Origin of the sequence: Adhaeribacter aerolatus (genome assembly GCF_007991635.1) — a bacterium.
In the GTDB taxonomy this organism is placed as follows: Bacteria; Bacteroidota; Bacteroidia; order Cytophagales; family Hymenobacteraceae; genus Adhaeribacter; species Adhaeribacter aerolatus.
The window spans coordinates 43839-60756 of the sequence record NZ_BJYS01000013.1 but is presented as its reverse complement, the minus strand read 5'-3'; the positions used below and the strand labels follow the sequence as shown (position 1 = coordinate 60756).

Below are 16918 nucleotides of genomic sequence, written 5' to 3'. Positions count from 1 at the left end.
TTTAACCTGGTAGCTTACTTGCGGACCCCGAACTTGCGTAGTTCTTCGTCGATGCGTAGGTTCCAGGCTTCCTGACTGGGGTGGTTAGTGCCGTGCCCGGTTTCGCTATCGTATTGTTCCTGTAATCGTGTCATTTCGCGCCACGATTCCAAAAATTCGTTCTGAATAATGCTGTTGTAATCTTCTACAGTGAGGGCACTGGGCTTAATTTTTTGTTTGAACCGTTCGGCTATAAGTTTTACAATATCAAAGTGGCGCTGCTCGTGGTTTAAGCCATAATCATCGCGGCCCGCCCGTACCCAGGAAGCATCGCGCACCACAAAAACTTTTACCGTTATATGAAGATGCACCACGCCATTAATGGTTTTGCTTTCGCCTTCGTAAGCAAAGCTGGGGAAAACCGCGGCCGCAAAACGGCCACCCCGCGGCTCCGCCCGGAAATCGCTCCAGGTCAGTGGGTTTTTCGGGTTGTAAAACAACGTATCAGGATCGGTGTTCTGGTTAAAATCTTTAAACGTTACTTTGAGCCCTTGGGCCAGTTCTTCGGTATGGTGGGCATTCTTTTCCATCCAGCCGTTCAAATAGTTTAAAGCATCGGTCAGCGATTGCCGCAAGGTTGGTTCTATTACGGTAAACTGGTTGGGGTGCCTCCTATATCGTGCGCCGCCTTTATAATCTACCGAGCGCATGGTTTTGCCTTCGTTCTGAATATCAAACGCTAGAACTACACTTACCTGTCCATCTACCCAACCGCTCGCATTAGCGGTTTCGGTTAATTTAAATTCTTTTACGCGTACCACCACCGGCCGCAGCTTCATATTCCGGCGCATGCCCTGCAGAATGAATTGCCGGATGGCGGGTAGGCCGCCTCCTTCTAAATCGATGGGCTGAGTTGGACTGGGTTTTGCCGGAGTACTGGTTGGCGGTACTAGATAAGCCACGGCTTTGCGGTCGCGGCGCTCATCTACTACCCCGGCTACAAAAAATTCTTTAGGGGTAATTGGGGTAGTTATTGGTTTTAGTACAATAGCAGTTGGCATTACCGGTTGGGTTTGAGCTGCGCCGAAAATAATCAGCAGCAGGGCACCACCTAGCCAAAGCCGGTAAGGCTTTAAATAAGTAAGTACCTGCTGTGCCTTATGGTACGTAGCTGGCCCCCGCTCTTTATATCGATAATTCATGAAATTAACCTGTGATTTAGGTACCAGTTTGATTGTCGGAGCTTAGCTTTCCTAAACTTTAGAAATTATACGGGTAAATGGTGCAGGCAGAACATTTCTGTACTGGTTCAGGTTCAATGTGTTTACGCTGTTATTAGCGCATTATCTTCTCCCGGGCTGGGTATTATTTTGAGGTTAGCTGCCGCCATTGGGTAGATGATTATGCCAGCTTTTAGTACAGTTAATAATAAAATATTTTCCTCCGGCAGCGTGCTGATGCTTTTAAGTTTTTAACCGAAAAATTGGGTCTGGAAACTTAGTGGGATTAAAGCTTTTATTTATGCCGGGAAGCCGGAAGATTCAGGTAGCTTACTTTGCATCGCTCGCCTTCCAGCCGGTTGAGTTCCTGTTCTATAGTTAAGTTGGTTTTGGCATTGTTAAATTCTTCCTGGAACAAGGATTTCATCTCTTTGCGTTTAATCGCTTCCAGAAAGCGCCGTACCTCTTCCCGGTTTTCGAGTATCAGACCGGGTACCTGGGTGGGTTTATTACTTTCGTCTTTGGCCACCATGGTGAAGTAGGAGGTATTGGTGTGCTTTACGGTACCGGTTTTAACATTTTCGGCAATAACTTTTATACCTAGCAAAATAGAGGTGCGGCCCACGTAGTTTACCGAAGCCATTAACGATACGAGTTCGCCTACTTCCACGGGTTGCAGAAAATTTACGCCATCTACGCTTACGGTAACGCAATAATTGCCGGCGTGTTTGGCCGCGCAGGTATAAGCCACTTTATCCATAAGCGAGAGCAGAATGCCACCGTGTATTTTGCCCCCGAAATTGGCATAAGCCGGTACCATTAATTCGGTTAAAGTTGTTTGGGAGTAGGCTACCGCTCTGAATTCCGGAAGTATCATAAATAATGCCTTAAATTTATTAACACCGAAAGATAATAATCCTAATCTTTTAACCCGGTAAAATTAATGGTTGATGATTATCTTTTTTCCAGCGGTAATAACCTGACCATTTACATCCAGAACCCGCAGGTAATACAAACCGGGTTTAAGCTTACTTACATTTAAGCTGGTTTCGTTCGAAAATTTCTGGTGTAAAACTACTTCGCCGTTTAAAGTATAAAGCTGTAAATGTAAATTATCAGCCGCTGCAACACCTCGGAGGTTTACCTGCAAATATTCCGCTGCCGGTACCGGAAACACCGTCAGTTCGGGACTTAAGTAATTTCGGCCTTGCACCGCTATAACCGGCGAGGTATGGGTTTTGCCGTCCCAATCGGTTTGTATTAACTGATAATAATTAATAGCCGCGGAAGGAGCCGTTTTATCTTCGAAACGGTAAAAGCTTAAGGTTTGGGAATTGCCTTTGCCGGCTACAAACCCAATCGGCCGGAATTCTTTTTCGCCTTCGGATTTCCGGCGCACTGTAAAGCCCGCATTCTGATTTTCTACTGCCGTTTGCCAGTTGAGTTGTATGATGTGTTCCTGGCGCGCGGCTTTAAAATTAATTAATCTTACCGGTAAGGCATTATTCTGGGTAATTACTCCAAAATTAGAAGGGCCGGAAAACTCGATAGCTAAAGTGCCGGCGGTGATGTTATAATTATAGTCGGAGATATTAGCACCCACTACTGTGGTAGGCGGGGCCGGAAGAGCCAGGGTTAAGCTGGTATTGCGGCTTACGTAGCCTTCGTAATGGGTTAAATCGGTTTGCTGCCAGTTAATATTGGCTCTTTGGGTTGATTGCAGCACCTGGCTGGCGCCATACTGTAAAGTAGTGCCTTGCTCTACAAAGGCCTGTGCAAAACTGCCGGTGTTATCCTGCGAATAAAAGGTGAGCCGGGCATCGGAGCCAACTTCCGGCAAATTATTGTTGCTGTAAGTGGTGTAACTGGTATCGGCCTGCGCCCAGGCAATATCCTGGTAAGCGGCATTGGTAGCGGCGAGGCCGGCGGTATTATTTGTGCTGGTGGTGGTTACCGTTGCAGCGTTAGTAGTATAGGGGTGTAGAAGTGCTAAAAACTGCGTTTGGGTAACGCCGTTCTTTTGCACAAGTAAGGTAGTATGTTTTTCCGATTTGTTATAGGTTACTTCGTGTATATTAGTGCCTTTGGTATAAGCGTCAGCGGAGCCGGTAGCCGTAACGTGGGCTTTTAAATTTACCCCGTTTTTCTGCCAGATTCCTTCCTGTTGGGTAGCTAAATTATCGGTAAAGGTGCCGGTGGCGGCAGTGCCGTTTTCCAGGCCGTAGCCATGTAGTTGCCAGGTGTAGTTATGCGCGGCCGGGGCATTTACAAAATCAGCCAGTAAGTAATAATTTTTGCGGACCTGCAGGGTTTTGCGGGTAATATTGGTACCTAAATAAGCAGTACGAACTTCGCCGTAAGCCAGTTGCCGGGTGTTAAAGGTGTTCTGAATAAAAGCTTCCGCGTCGTTGGTAGTGCCGTCGGTACCAATAGCCGGTCCGGCGCCATCTACTAATATTAAGTTGTGGTTGGTGGCTTTGCCTACCGAGTCGCGGTAGCTGGAACTGAGATAGCCGGCATCTAAAGCCAACAATTGACCTTTGGCGTGTAAAATAAAACTGCTGGCATCGCCGTGGTTGTGGCCGCCCGTTACCGATTGAGCCAAGCCATTTTTGCCGTACAGGTGCAGGTAATTCGCTAGTGAGTCGTTGCCCGACCGGAAGACCAGGTTGCCGCTTTTAGGTAATACCGTTAAGGTGCTGTTAGCCGCTTCGGCCGGAGTAATATTGGCTGCCAGGTAGGCGGCCCGCATATCTACCGTTAAATCGCGGAGTTGTGCGGTTAGGCTGTTTAGCTGATTGGGGGCTAAGTTTTTCAGAGCGAGCGGTTGTACATAGCGGCTTTTACCGGTTAAGGCCAATTCCGGCATTCCCATGTCTACATACGAATCTTCCAGGGCCGGGTAGCGGCCGTCGGGCATCAGTATCGCCGACATCCATTCATAAAGCAAATCAAACTTGTGGTCATAATAAGGGTTTCGGATGCTACGGCTGGCCCCATTATAGGTATAGCGGTTTCTGCCATCGGGCAAAAAATTACCCATAGCCCGCACAAAAGGTAGCACGTTTAAAAAAGCGTATTTAAAATAATAAGGACCTTCGGCATAGCCCGCTACTGCCGTTGAATCGGACTGCCGTTTGGCATCGCGCCATAACACGTTATCAATGTTATACAGGCCGTTATTAATCCAGTTGACAGGCTGTTGGGCAGCAGTTGTGCTGGTAGCATCGTTTAATACCACCGCCGATAAACCTAAAGCTGCGGCCGTCATGAGGGCGTGGTTGTTTTTAACGCTGTTGTAAAAGTTATATCCGAATATATTGGCAACGGATTGGGTGTATAAGTTCCCGGCAAATTGCTGCAATTTGGCCTTGCTGGTCACCATGGAAGTTTCGTCTTCACCAACACCCCGCAATAGATCATAGGCTATCATGTAATCAATAAGCTCTTTAGAGCGCCACTGCCAGTTGGTGTAAGAAGGAAAAGCCTCTACGTTAGTATTTATGTTTTCAAGCGCCGCTTTTAAATTGTTAATGAAGTTAGCTCTTTCTTCCGGCGCTAAAATGGTGAGGGTAGAACCGGCCGGCTTGCGGTCGATTAAAACTACGAAAGCAGTATTTTTAGCAAAAGTGGCCCGGGCCCGGCGCCCATCATTAGCTGTATTATCTCCGGGAATGGAGCCGTTGATGCTGTTGTACAACCCACTGTATAGCGAAAAATTTATGCCATTGCTTAAAGAATTCCGAACAGAAGCAACTTGACTGGCTTTTAAAAGCGTGCGGGGATAACTTAAGTCGGCCCCAACTGGCAGCCAACTGCCCGATTGCGCCCTTAAATCAAAACAAAAAAGAAAAATCAGAGAGATTGGGTAAATGTAATTTTTCAAAGGCATACTCAAAGTTAAGTGCCTTTGAATGAATTCTGCAACTAATTAGTTCGGTAATAAATTGCAAAATACCAACTTGTTTAAAAATTGATTTAAGATATTATAAGAATACAATTTCCTGAATGAAATCCTGTCCGATTTCTTCGTTTATTAATTGAATAACCCGCGTCTTAGACATAATTAACTCGTGTTTTAAAGAGGCGGAGGTTAAGGCAACAAAAAGCTTGCGATCCTGAAAATACAACTCTTTTGTTTTAAGCGAAATGCCTTTGCCCATTATTTTTTCCCAACTGCCAATAATTTGTGCCTGGGTAACCTTACCCTGAATACGGTAAGCTTTGAGTAGCTCCTGAATAGTATCTTTTAAAGGTTGGATGTCTGCCTTACGGGCATGAATGTTTTTATCCAGGTAATTATTTTTGTTGGGTCTTTTGTAATAAGCCACAAGTTTAATATTTAGTAAGCGCTGTATTTCAAAGCTAAATTTAGGCAATATTAATTACAATCGTCGGGTTAATCTTACTCGCATTAGAAAGGGGCAACCGTGCCATTTGCCACTCCATAACGCACAATATTTTCGGATAATCCGGCCAAAATTGCATTGGTACGTTCCAAATGCGAATCGGTGATAAACAGTTGCCCAAACGTTTGGTTGGCTACCAGTTGCATCAGTTTAGTAATGCGTTTTTCATCTAGCCGGTCAAAAATATCGTCGAGCAGGAGCAGGGGTTTCTGGCCTTTGTAGCGGGCTACAATCTCGAAGTGGGCGAGCTTTAAAGCAATTACGTAAGATTTCTGCTGCCCCTGCGAACCATAGTTTTTTATGGGCCAGCCATCAATTAAAAAAACAAAATCATCTTTGTGCGTACCAACCGTAGTGCGTTGCAACAACAAATCTTTGCGCTGGGCTTCGGCTAGTAATAAGGAGAAGTTGGCGCCGGGTAAATGGCTTTTATATTGCAGGCTTACGTATTCGTGGCTGTCGGAGAGATGCTCGTAGTGTTTCTGAAATACTGGTACAAACTCCGCCAAAAAGGCCTCCCGAATAGTTGAAATCTGCTCACCGGCCGGTACCAACTGCTCATCTAAAATCTGCAAATAATCGCGGTCGAAATAATTACGGTCGGCAAACTGCTTTAATAAAGAGTTGCGCTGCTTTAATAAATAGTTATAACGGATGAGCGTTTCGAGGTACTCGTGATTGAGTTGCGAGAGCAAACTGTCGAAATATTTCCGGCGCTCTTCGCTTCCTTCGCGGATCAAATCCGTATCATAGGGAGATATAAGCACCACCGGGTAGCGGCCAATATGCTCGCTTACTTTTTCGTAAGGTGTTTTGTTGTGGGTGATTATTTTTTTCTGACCCGTCCGGAAAGTGCACTGAATGACATCTTTGTGGGCTTGTAAGGTATCAAATTTACCCCGGATCATGAAATAATCTTCGCCCTGTTTAATATTCTGCAGGTCGGAGGCGGTGAAAGCGCTCTTGCTTATCGATAAATAATAGATAGCATCGAGCAGGTTGGTTTTGCCGCTGCCGTTGTCGCCGATAAAGCAATTTATATGAGGAGAGAAAGTAAGATCCGCTTCTTCATAGTTTTTAAAATAAAGTAAACTTATATTTTCGAGGATCATTAATTTCTTTGATAGATATTTTTTAATTAATTTCGCACTCTAAACAGAATTGGGAACATAAGTTATGGCAATTACGAAACAAATGCCCGAAACAAAGGTAAATTCGGACCTTAAATTCTCCAAGGAAACTTACCTGCGTTGGTACGAGATGATGCAGTTGATGCGTAAGTTCGAGGAGAAAGCCGGGCAGTTATACGGACAACAAAAAATAAAAGGCTTTTGCCACTTATATATTGGCCAGGAGGCTTGTGCCGCCGGCGCTATTACCGCGCTTAATAAAGATGATAAATGGATTACCGCTTACCGCGATCACGCGCATCCGCTGGGATTAGGTACTTCGCCAAACGCCGTTATGGCCGAATTATTTGCCAAAGCGACTGGCTGCTCTAAAGGCAAAGGCGGTTCTATGCACATTTTCGACAAAGAAGTAAACTTTGTGGGTGGCCACGGTATTGTGGGCGCACAGGTGCCGCTGGGAGCCGGTATTGCTTTTGCCGAGAAGTATAACAAAACCGGCAATTTGTGTATCTGCTACATGGGCGATGGCGCCGTGCGGCAAGGTGCTTTCCACGAGGCTTTAAACATGGCTATGTTGTGGAAACTGCCAGTAATATTTGTAATTGAAAATAATGGTTACGCCATGGGAACTTCGGTAAAACGGACTTCTAACGTAACCGAATTATATAAATTGGGCAGTGCTTACGAAATGCCATCGGAGCCGGTTAACGCCATGCGTTGCGAAGATGTGCACGAAGCCGTAGCTAGAGCCGCTGAACGCGCCCGTGCCGGCGAAGGCCCAACCTTGCTGGAATTCAGAACTTACCGCTACAAAGGCCACTCTATGTCGGACCCGGCTAAATACCGGACCAAAGATGAGTTGGAGACTTACCGCAACCAGGACCCCGTTGAAGTAGTGCGCCAGACCATTCTGGACAACAACTTTGCTACTGAACAGGATTTAGAACAAATTGACGCCCGCATTAAAGAACAGGTGCTCGAATCGGTTGAATTTGCGGAGAAATCGCCTTACCCAACCCCTGACGAGTTGTACAAAGACATCTACGCGCAGCAGGATTACCCTTACATACAGGACTAATATTGTTGTTCGTTGTTGGTTATTCGTTATTCGATTATAAATATTTAAATATTTTTTGAATAAATTACAAATTATTTCTGTTACCACCACGAGCAACCATTTACGAATAACGATTAACAATTAATAATAAAATGGCAAAGAATACCCTTAAAAAAGAAAGCGATTTAGAAATTCTGGAAAATCCGGATGTATTAGCCGATCGCTTAACGCACGGGTCGGAAGACTTCGTGAAGAAAAACCGAAATGTGTTGCTTGGTTTATTTGCCGTTATTGCAGCGGCGGTTGTAGGCGGACTTTTGTTCTACAACTTCCGTAGTAGCCAGAATGAAGAAGCCCAGGCGGCCATGTTTCAGGCGGTACATTATTTCGAAGCCGATTCTTTAAACGTTGCTTTAAAAGGTGATGGCCAGCACGAAGGCTTTGTAGCCATTGCCGACGAATACGGCAGTACCAAAGCGGGTAATCTGGCTAAATTTTATGCCGGGGTAGCTTACTTAAAACAAGGTAAATACCAGGAAGCTCTTAATTATTTAGAAGATTATAAATCGGATGACCTGATTTTGCAGGGGCGGGCGCTTTCTTTACAGGGCGATGCCCAAATGGAGTTAGGCAAGAAGCAGGAAGCCGCTGAATTATATATGAAAGCAGCTAACTACAAAGCCAACGAATTTTTCTCCCCGCAATATTTACTCAAAGCCGGTATGGCTTACGAAGAAAGCAATAACTATAATGGGGCTGTAGAAGCTTACGATAAAATTATTAACAGTTACCCGAATGCAGCCGAAGTGACCGATGCGAAGAAGTACAAGGCTCGCGCCGAACTGCTGGCTGGTAAGTAATAGATAAAAGATTACATAAAATCAGCGGCATCTTTGTCATCAGCCCGATGATAAAGATGCCGCTGTTTTATTTATAGAAGTTTGTTGTTTATTTTAGGCGCAAAACCTTTTAAATATTTAAAAACTTTCTGGAGTAAGTCGCCCCGGAAATAGAAATAAAGCATATGGCTACAGCATTAAAAAATCTTAGTGAATATAACTCTGATAACCTGATAGAAATTGTTGGAAAACGATTTGGCCTGGTAGTAGCCGAATGGAACAAAGCCATAACCGATGTGCTTTGCCAGGGCGCTTACGAAACCCTGCTGAAACACGGCGCTAAACCCGAAAATATTCAACGCATAACAGTACCCGGTTCTTTTGAGCTTACCTTAGGCGCGCAATTTTTGGCCCAAAGCAACGATATTGATGCCGTTATATGTTTAGGGGTAGTTATAAAAGGCGAAACCAAGCACGATGATTATATTTGCCACGCCGTAGCCCACGGTATTACTAAAGTAGGTCTGAAGTTTAACAAACCCGTTATTTTTGGCCTGGTAACCACCAACGACGAGCAGCAAGCCTGGGACCGAGCCGGCGGTAAGCACGGCAATAAAGGCGTAGAAGCCGCCGCCGCCGCCATTCAGATGCTGGGTGTGCAGTTTATTGATTAAGCGTAGAAATTTAAAAGAAAAAAGAGAAGTCGGGGCTGCTCTAAAGCCTGGGTTATAAAAGAACAAGCCCTAACCAGATTATTGGTTAGGGCTTATTCTTTATAAGTATGCAGGTAATTATTTAGCCGGCAGCGACTTGGTTTTTGGTGCTTTTATATGCCCTGAATTGATTAAAATCTTTCCGGAAACCTTGCAGCCACAAAAAGCTTAGTACCGGAAAAGAAACAAACGCCAGTTTGTTAAATTCATAAGCGCCTTTAAAATCCAGATGAATCAGGTGCATAATGGCCCGGGTCATGCCACAGCCATAGCATTCGACCCCGGCCAGCAACTTGCTTAAACACAGCGACTGTCCTTTATCAAAAAAGTCGGCGGGTAAGCAAAGTAAAATTAGCGGCACCAGTAAGTAGCCGCTAATTTTTACTCCAAGTAAATAATTACCTTTTTTCAATTTACTTAAAATTTCTCGGCGTAATCACCGCCTTTTGGTTTCAAATCACCAATAATAATTCTTACTAAGTCAATTAACGACCAAATACCGCAACCACCTAACGTTAAAAGCTGGGCAATACCAATACCGGTATAACCTAAGTAAAAGCGGTGAACTCCTAATACACCTACCACAAAGGCCAGAATAGCCGCAATCATTTGGCTTTTACCTTCGGCCGCAGTACCCGCAATATCGTTTTTCTTGGCTTCTTTAACAATAGCTTTTACTTGCTTGTTTACTTTAATAGCAGCTTTGGCTTGTGCTACTTTAGAAACTTTTTCGGCTTTTACCGGTGCGGTAACTTTAGCCTGGTATAATGGTTTTGCTTTGGTAAAATCTTTGGTATTGATAGCAGCTGTTTTTTCGGTACTGGCAGTTAGGTTTTCGGGAGCGGTTACTTCTGTTTCGGTAGCAGTAACTAAGTCAGTTGCGGCAACCTGCTCGTCTGCTACGGCAGCCGGCGTTTCTGATTTTACTTTTTTAGAACCGTAGCTGGTACCGGTATTTGTGAAATAGAAAGATTCTTTCGCGCACGACGACAGTAACAATGTAACAGCCACAAATAGGGTAGAAATTTTTGTTTTCATAGGGTTTTTAGTTTTTAGATAATGTAAATAGTTAGTGTTTAATTTATTAGATGAATTTTATTAAGTGTTTAGAATATAGTATATCAAAATATAGCTTAAATAAATTTAATTAATATTTAAAAAGCAACATTATTGTTGTTTCAAACCTAATTTATTTTGTCTCTGGCTAAAAATTATTATAATTCGGTTGCTCCAATGTTAAGGAACCAACTCTGGTTATTACCAGCCAGGAACAATGCAAAAATGCAGAATGATGTAGTGTAATGCACTAAAATGTATTTGAAAGCCCGAAGCAACCGGTTGAATGACTAAAATGCATAGTTGAAACCGGAAGGAATAGCTTATTTTACCAAACTACATTAGCACCCAAACAAAAAAATATAGCTGGCAGGCTAAAGGTTGTTAAGCTTTAATCTGCCGGCTATAAAAAAAGGTAGTGGTTTGGGCCTGGCTTACCTTCTCTTGTCGTAGCCTAAATTAAACTGTAAGCCCAGTGAAGGAACAATCGTTACGCCTTTGTAATTGCGGCTCTGAAGGCCAAAAATTTCATAGTTGCCGTAGTTCTGGTAGTAGATGCTAATGGCGGGTACTACATACGCATATTTGTAGCCTAGTTTGGCGTTGAGGAAAGCCCCGTATGAGGCATAGTTTTCTTTGTTTGTGAAAGGATTTACTTTCTCTACCATGTTACCGGCATACTTCCGGAATAATTTGCCGGGGGCAAACCCGTATTTAATAAAGCTATGGCTGTAAACCAGGCCCCACGAAATATTACCTACTTCTTCTTCGGGACCTAAAGAATAGCTGAAAACCAACGGAATCAGAATGTCTTTGCGCGATAATTCATAATTTAAAATAGAACTCAAGGTACGCAAGCCAAGTTTAGAGGGCAAACTGGCATTCTGTCCCGAGTACTGTAATCCAATGCTGCCGTAAAGCCCCTCCGGGCCGGGATTAGCCGGCGTACCGGTAGAACCTAAAAACTGGTACATGGCATCCAGCACGTGGGCCCCGGAGGCATATTTATAACCCATATCTACCCTGGGAGCCAGGCCATACCGGATATAAAATTCAGAACTGGTGCCTACGGGGTCTAAAGAGTAAGCCAACAAACCCTCGGTTAAAGGTTGTACATCTTCTAAATATAACGAGTCGCGGTTTTTAACGGCGTTAACGGCGGCACGGGTTACATCATCTATTTCGGCCAAAGGAGCTGTAGCCACATTAAAAGCAGAATTGTAGCCTAATTTAAATTTTCCCTGGGGGGTTACTTTGCCGGAGGCAGTAATGGTGCGGGACGTAGAACAACCCGAAGCCACCGCCACCAGTAAGAGAAGGCCAAGCTGGCATAAGTAAAAAGTGTTTCTCATTTAACTAATATTTTATAAAGTAGTACAAAGAACCTAAAAAGAACGGTAAGTTGATAATTTTATAAAAACTACCTTAGCAGATATTAGGCCAGAATTTAACGAAAGAATAAAGCAGCGTGGGGTGTTAATATTGTAAAAATTGTATTAATTTTGCGCATAATTTAGCCAAACCCATTTTTATTAGAAGTGTTGTAGGTGAGACCCCGCGTATCGCTATAATGAATCTTTTTAAACTAAAATGGTTAGCTTGGTGTTACCTGATTTAAAAACTTAAAAAATTATAATTTATATACAAACATTACTGCCATGAGTCAAGAACCAATGCGTTATTCCCGCGAAGAGCTGATGGAATTTCAGGAAATTATTCAGGAAAAGCTTAATAACGCGAAGAAAGAAGTAGCTTTTATCAAAGAGACTTTGAGCCGCCGGAACGATACCGGAACCGATAATACAGCTTCTTCTGCTAAAGTTTTGGAAGATGGGGCCGATACGGCGGAAAAGGAAAGCCTGAACCAGTTAGCTTCCCGTCAGTTAAAATTTATTCAGCAATTAGAGAATGCCCTTATCCGGATCCGGAATGGCAGCTACGGCGTGTGCATTGCTACCGGTAAACTTATCCCGAAAGAACGCTTACGGGCCGTACCGCATACCCAGCATTCGATAGAAGCTAAATTACAACGCCGCGATTAATAGCAGTTGGATATTTTAAAAAGTAATATACAGGCACTTATTTTTTGTGCCCAGGCACCGGTAGCCATCGAAGATTTACAGAAATGTTTATCGGAGGTGATGCAGTGCGAGATAACTATCAGCGATGTGCTGGAAAGCATAGAAGAAATAAATGAGCGTTTAGCTGCCGACGACTTTGCTTTCCAGATTTACGCTATTGGCGGTGGTTACCAGTTCCTGACCAAGCCCGACTTCCAGGATGCGGTCGGGCTGTTTCTGAAGCAGAAGTCTAAGCGAAAACTTTCTACTTCTTCGCTGGAGACCCTGGCAATTATTGCCTATAAGCAACCTATTTCCAAGTCCGGTATTGAGCAAATTCGGGGCGTTAGCTGCGATTATGCTATCCAGAAGCTCCTGGAAAAAGAGCTCATCCAGATAAAAGGTAAGGCCGAAACCATCGGCCGGCCTATTATTTATGGCACCACCCAAAAGTTCATGGACTACTTTGGCATAAATCACCTGAAAGACCTTCCCCAATTAAAAGATTTCGTATCAGAAGAAAACGCCATTGGCGAAATTTCTGAAAACTAGCATTTCATCCCGATCCAGTAGCGATACTGCATCTTAATAATTAAGACATGGCATTTAATAAAGAAAAACCGGGTTCGGGCAAGTTTGCCTCCGGAAATAAATTCAAAGGCCGCGCTTCGGCTGCCGGCAACTCTAATAATTATACTCCGCGTCGTTCCGGCCCTAACCAAAATGCTGGCGATAATAACGAAAGCCGGCCCGCCCGGGGCGAAGGCACCCGTCCATTCCGCGAAGACCGGATGGCCAAATTTAATAGCGAAGGCAAAAAAGTATACAACCGCAGCGAACGTTTTACCCGGTCGACCGATGAAACGGGTAACCGTAGCGGCGGCGACCGCCCGCGTTCTTTCGACGACAAGCGTGCTTCTTTTAAATCAGGACCTAAGTTTACCAAAGGGCCTTCTTTTAAAGGTGCCAGCCGCTCTGGTGAGGGCAACGAGCGGCAGGGCGAGCGGGGCAGCTTTAACCGCGAGCGTACTGACAGAACCGACCGTTCAGAAAGGCCAGAGCGCCCCGAGCGTGGCGACCGACCGGAAAGATCGGAAAGATACCCAAGAAACAATAATGATCGTCCGGAGCGCCCCCGCTACGGCGATAAACGGAATAACGAGGAAGGTTATGCTGCCCGTGGAGAACGCCGCCCGGCAACGGGTAGCCGGCCCGCTTATCCGGCCAAGCCATACGGCGCGAAACCAGCTGGTGCCAAATCATACGGCGACCGCCGTCCGGACTACAACAACGAAGATAAACCCCGGTTTAATAAATTCAGAAGCAACGACGAAAATTCGAATTCAGAAAGACCTAAACGCGCGGCTAATTACGACGGCGAGCGCCCGGAGAGCCGTAACCGTTTTGGAGGCTTTAACCGTAACGAAAACCGGGATGAACACCGTTCTGCAGAGCGGCCGCGGGGCAACAGTTTCCGGCCAGCTGCTTCCGGTACCGAGCGCCCTTTTAGCCGCAACCGTACTGAGAACGATCGAAATGCCGGTAAAGAATATAAAAAGCCTTTTGGTGCCCGCTCCGAAGAAATAAAAGAAGCGCCTAATTACGATTTAAAGCGTTACCAGTCCCGCGAACGCCGCTCCGATAAAACAGAAGATGATGGTTTAGTTAGGCTTAACCGTTACATCGCCAATGCCGGGGTTTGTTCGCGTCGCGAAGCCGACAACCTGATTGCTGCCGGTGAAATAAAAGTAAATGGCCAGCCCATAACCGAAATGGGCTACCTAGTTAAACCCGAAGACACGGTTACTTACGGTAAGAAGCGCCTGAATCGCGAAAAAATGGTTTACGTGGTGCTGAATAAACCCAAAGATTTTATAACTACTACCGAAGATCCCGAAGGTCGCAAAACCGTAATGGATTTAGTAGCTACTGCTTCCAAAGAACGCATATTCCCGGTTGGCCGCCTGGACCGGAATACTACCGGTTTACTGTTGTTTACGAACGATGGCGAGCTGGCCCAAAAGTTAACGCATCCCTCAAATAATATTTCGAAAATATACCAGGTAGAGCTGGATAAGCCTATTACCCGTGAACATTTTGAAATGATAACCAATGGCCTGGAACTGGAAGACGGAAAAGCCGAAGTAGATGATTTAGCGCTTATTGGCGATAAGAATAATTTCTTGGGTATCCAGATTCATATTGGTAAGAACCGGATTGTGCGCCGCATTTTTGAACATTTGGGCTACGAAGTAGTTTCGCTGGACCGGGTGCAATACGCAGGCTTAACCAAAAAAGATGTGCCCCGGGGCAAGTGGCGTTTCCTGACGGAAAAAGAAGTTATCCGGCTGAAATATTTTTTATAAAATAATTAGCGGGTAGTTGCCTGACGAAAATGCGGAATCTGGCCATTGACATGGGCAATAGTGCGGTAAAGTACGCTTTTTTTAACGGACCAGCCCTGGCGCGTACCGGCCAGGTAAGCACACCCGAAGAACTGCTGCAGGAACCCGAAATAAACGCTGTCGATAATATTATTTTGTCTTCGGTGCGTACCGGCGGCGCTGGCTTAATAAAAAAGGTAAGCGCTGCTGGTACGTTTATTACCTTAGATTACACCACGCCGGTGCCCCTGCAAAACCATTATTTAACGCCGCAAACCTTGGGCATGGACCGGCTGGCCGCCGCCGTAGGCGCTAATTATTTATTTCCGGATTTCGATTGCCTGGTGATTGATGCCGGTACCTGTATTACCTGCGACTATGTAGATGCGGAAAAGAATTTCCGGGGCGGCAGCATTTCGCCGGGCTTACAGATGAAATTCAAGGCGATGCATACTTTTACCCAAAAGCTGCCGTTAGTTGAAATGACCACGTTACCAGTGCCTTTGGCCGGCCGTACTACTGCCGAAGCCATGCAAAGCGGCGTATTAAACGGTACGGTTGCAGAGTTAAACGGTATAATAGCGGCTTATACCGAAAAATCTGAAAAATTAGTAGTAGTTCTGTGCGGGGGAGATGCTGCATTTTTTGAAACTAGCTTAAAAGCACACATCTTTGCAGTTCCGGAGCTGGTGCTCATTGGTCTTAATAGAATATTAAATTATAATGTATAAAGTTTCTTCTTTGCTGGGCGGGGTACTGGTGCTGATTTGCACGCAGTTGGGCTTAGCGCAAAATGCCGGTAATTTGCCTTATTCACAGGTAATGAGTGTGGGTGAAGTAAATGATAATTCCGGAAACATCCGCAATTTCGGCATGGGTAACCTGGGAGTAAGTACGCCCAACAGTTTTAGCGTCAGTTTTTTAAACCCGGCGCTTTTAATTTACAACAGCCGGGTTACTTTCGAAATGGCCGTAGATGGCCGCCTCACCAATATTGCCAATGCGCAAAAATCGCAGACGGTAGGTACAGCCGGTCTGGGCTATTTGGCGTTGGCTTTGCCTATTACCAAAGGCTGGCGGTCGGCGGTTGGTTTGCGCCCCTACAGTGCGGTTAGCTATGGCTCCTATTCCCAGGGTACCGTTCAGAACGACCCGAACAATACGCCGGTGCAGACGGGCTATTCCGGTGAAGGAAATATTTCGGAGGTGTTTTTCTCCAACGGATTTAAAATTTATAAAGGGCTGAGCTTAGGTGTATCCGGCTCTTATTTATTTGGGGTAATCGACCGCAGCTCTTATTCCATTATTCTGGATACCGAAGCTACCCAACAACCCGAAAGATTAATTAATAATATTCAGTCTAACTACAACGGGCTAATGTTTAAGGGCGGCCTGGCTTACCGGCAATCGTTAAACAAAAAAGTAAACCTGAACCTGGGCGGCTCTTATGTGTTGCAGCACGATTTAAACGTAGAGAGCCATACGGTGCAGGAGCGGCGCGATGTGAACGGTACCGTTATCGGCGATACCAATCCGGTGGGCGATACCATCAGCAGCAAAACAGCACTGCCGGGTTACATGCAATTGGGTTTAAGTTTCGATAATAATAAGTCGTGGGTAGCCGGGGTCGAATATTCAGCGCGCAAATGGTCGGAATATTCTAATGAAACTGGCCAGGGCGGTTTTGCTGATAGTTACCGGGTAGCCGTGGGTGGCGAATATACCCCTGATGCCGCATCTTTTGATAGTTATTTAAAGCGGGTAAGTTACCGGGCCGGGCTAAGCTATGCCAAAACGCCCGTTAATTTACAAGGCGCGCAGGTAAGCAATGCCGCGCTGCACGCCGGTTTTTCTTTCCCGATTGGTTCTACCCCCCGTCCCCCCGAATACAACCAGGCCGCCCTTAATATTGGCTTGGCATTTGGTAAAAACGGCACCACCGATAATAACCTGGTCCGGGAAAATTATGTACGGTTTAATGTAGGCTTAGCTCTAAACAGTTCCTGGTTTATCAAACCTAAAATTGATTAAACCTGATGCAATGCACAGCAATTCGGACGGCGTAATTTTA

General features: G+C 45.2%; 16 protein-coding genes. 8 read left to right on the top strand and 8 right to left on the bottom strand.

Annotated features, from left to right (window positions below):
- Nucleotides 1–14: 14 nt before the first annotated feature.
- From AAE02nite_RS09630 to recF, 5 genes are all read right to left on the bottom strand, one after another.
- Nucleotides 15–1181, bottom strand: a complete 1167-nt coding sequence (locus AAE02nite_RS09630; protein ID WP_146897513.1) for a hypothetical protein — start codon at nt 1179–1181, stop codon at nt 15–17.
- Nucleotides 1182–1494: 313 nt separating this feature from the next.
- Complete coding sequence (locus AAE02nite_RS09625) at nt 1495–2076, bottom strand: acyl-CoA thioesterase (protein WP_146897512.1); 582 nt, start codon at nt 2074–2076, stop codon at nt 1495–1497.
- Nucleotides 2077–2139: 63 nt separating this feature from the next.
- Nucleotides 2140–5085, bottom strand: coding sequence for a T9SS type A sorting domain-containing protein (locus tag AAE02nite_RS09620; RefSeq protein ID WP_170252565.1), 2946 nt, complete (start codon nt 5083–5085; stop codon nt 2140–2142).
- A 100-nt stretch (nt 5086–5185) separates the two neighbouring features.
- The gene (locus AAE02nite_RS09615; protein ID WP_246150915.1) at nt 5186–5530 is read right to left on the bottom strand and encodes a DciA family protein; all 345 of its coding nucleotides are present in this window, start codon (nt 5528–5530) and stop codon (nt 5186–5188) included.
- A gap of 83 nt (nt 5531–5613) precedes the next feature.
- Entirely contained in the window at nt 5614–6720 is a 1107-nt protein-coding gene (recF, locus tag AAE02nite_RS09610; RefSeq protein ID WP_146897510.1) for a DNA replication/repair protein RecF, read from the bottom strand.
- A gap of 64 nt (nt 6721–6784) precedes the next feature.
- Here recF and pdhA point away from each other — a divergent pair, with 64 nt between their 5' ends.
- The 3 genes from pdhA (at nt 6785) to ribH (ending at nt 9308) form a co-directional block, all read left to right on the top strand.
- Nucleotides 6785–7816 (top strand): pyruvate dehydrogenase (acetyl-transferring) E1 component subunit alpha, encoded by a 1032-nt coding sequence (pdhA, locus tag AAE02nite_RS09605; protein ID WP_146897509.1) that lies wholly within the window; start codon nt 6785–6787, stop codon nt 7814–7816.
- Between the two features lie 131 nt (nt 7817–7947).
- Nucleotides 7948–8655, top strand: coding sequence for a tetratricopeptide repeat protein (locus tag AAE02nite_RS09600; RefSeq protein ID WP_146897508.1), 708 nt, complete (start codon nt 7948–7950; stop codon nt 8653–8655).
- A gap of 164 nt (nt 8656–8819) precedes the next feature.
- Nucleotides 8820–9308, top strand: a complete 489-nt coding sequence (gene ribH / locus AAE02nite_RS09595; RefSeq protein ID WP_146897507.1) for a 6,7-dimethyl-8-ribityllumazine synthase — start codon at nt 8820–8822, stop codon at nt 9306–9308.
- Nucleotides 9309–9429: 121 nt separating this feature from the next.
- Here the strand turns inward: ribH and AAE02nite_RS09590 are convergent, their stop codons facing one another.
- The 3 genes from AAE02nite_RS09590 to AAE02nite_RS09580 all read right to left on the bottom strand — a co-directional run bounded on the left by AAE02nite_RS09590 (nt 9430) and on the right by AAE02nite_RS09580 (nt 11755).
- Nucleotides 9430–9759, bottom strand: coding sequence for a DUF2752 domain-containing protein (locus tag AAE02nite_RS09590; RefSeq protein WP_146897506.1), 330 nt, complete (start codon nt 9757–9759; stop codon nt 9430–9432).
- A gap of 5 nt (nt 9760–9764) precedes the next feature.
- Nucleotides 9765–10385 carry a TM2 domain-containing protein gene (locus tag AAE02nite_RS26535; protein ID WP_218033460.1) on the bottom strand — a complete coding sequence of 207 codons (621 nt, stop codon included), beginning with the start codon at nt 10383–10385 and terminating at the stop codon, nt 9765–9767.
- A gap of 452 nt (nt 10386–10837) precedes the next feature.
- Entirely contained in the window at nt 10838–11755 is a 918-nt protein-coding gene (locus AAE02nite_RS09580; protein ID WP_146897505.1) for a hypothetical protein, read from the bottom strand.
- A 306-nt stretch (nt 11756–12061) separates the two neighbouring features.
- On the opposite strand from AAE02nite_RS09580, the gene AAE02nite_RS09575 reads away from it, so the two are divergent.
- From AAE02nite_RS09575 to bamG, 5 genes are read left to right on the top strand one after another with little or no spacing between them, the layout of a single operon-like run.
- Nucleotides 12062–12445, top strand: coding sequence for a TraR/DksA family transcriptional regulator (locus AAE02nite_RS09575; RefSeq protein ID WP_146897504.1), 384 nt, complete (start codon nt 12062–12064; stop codon nt 12443–12445).
- 6 nt (nt 12446–12451) lie between these two features.
- Nucleotides 12452–13015, top strand: coding sequence for an SMC-Scp complex subunit ScpB (gene scpB / locus AAE02nite_RS09570; protein ID WP_146897503.1), 564 nt, complete (start codon nt 12452–12454; stop codon nt 13013–13015).
- Between the two features lie 47 nt (nt 13016–13062).
- Nucleotides 13063–14829 carry a pseudouridine synthase gene (locus tag AAE02nite_RS09565; RefSeq protein ID WP_146897502.1) on the top strand — a complete coding sequence of 589 codons (1767 nt, stop codon included), beginning with the start codon at nt 13063–13065 and terminating at the stop codon, nt 14827–14829.
- Nucleotides 14830–14858: 29 nt separating this feature from the next.
- Nucleotides 14859–15578 carry a type III pantothenate kinase gene (locus AAE02nite_RS09560; RefSeq protein ID WP_146897501.1) on the top strand — a complete coding sequence of 240 codons (720 nt, stop codon included), beginning with the start codon at nt 14859–14861 and terminating at the stop codon, nt 15576–15578.
- Nucleotides 15571–16878: a BamG family beta-barrel-assembly machinery protein gene (gene bamG / locus AAE02nite_RS09555; protein WP_146897500.1), complete on the top strand. Its 1308-nt coding sequence runs from the start codon at nt 15571–15573 to the stop codon at nt 16876–16878. The genes AAE02nite_RS09560 and bamG overlap by 8 nt, the downstream gene beginning before the upstream one ends.
- Nucleotides 16879–16918: the final 40 nt, after the last annotated feature.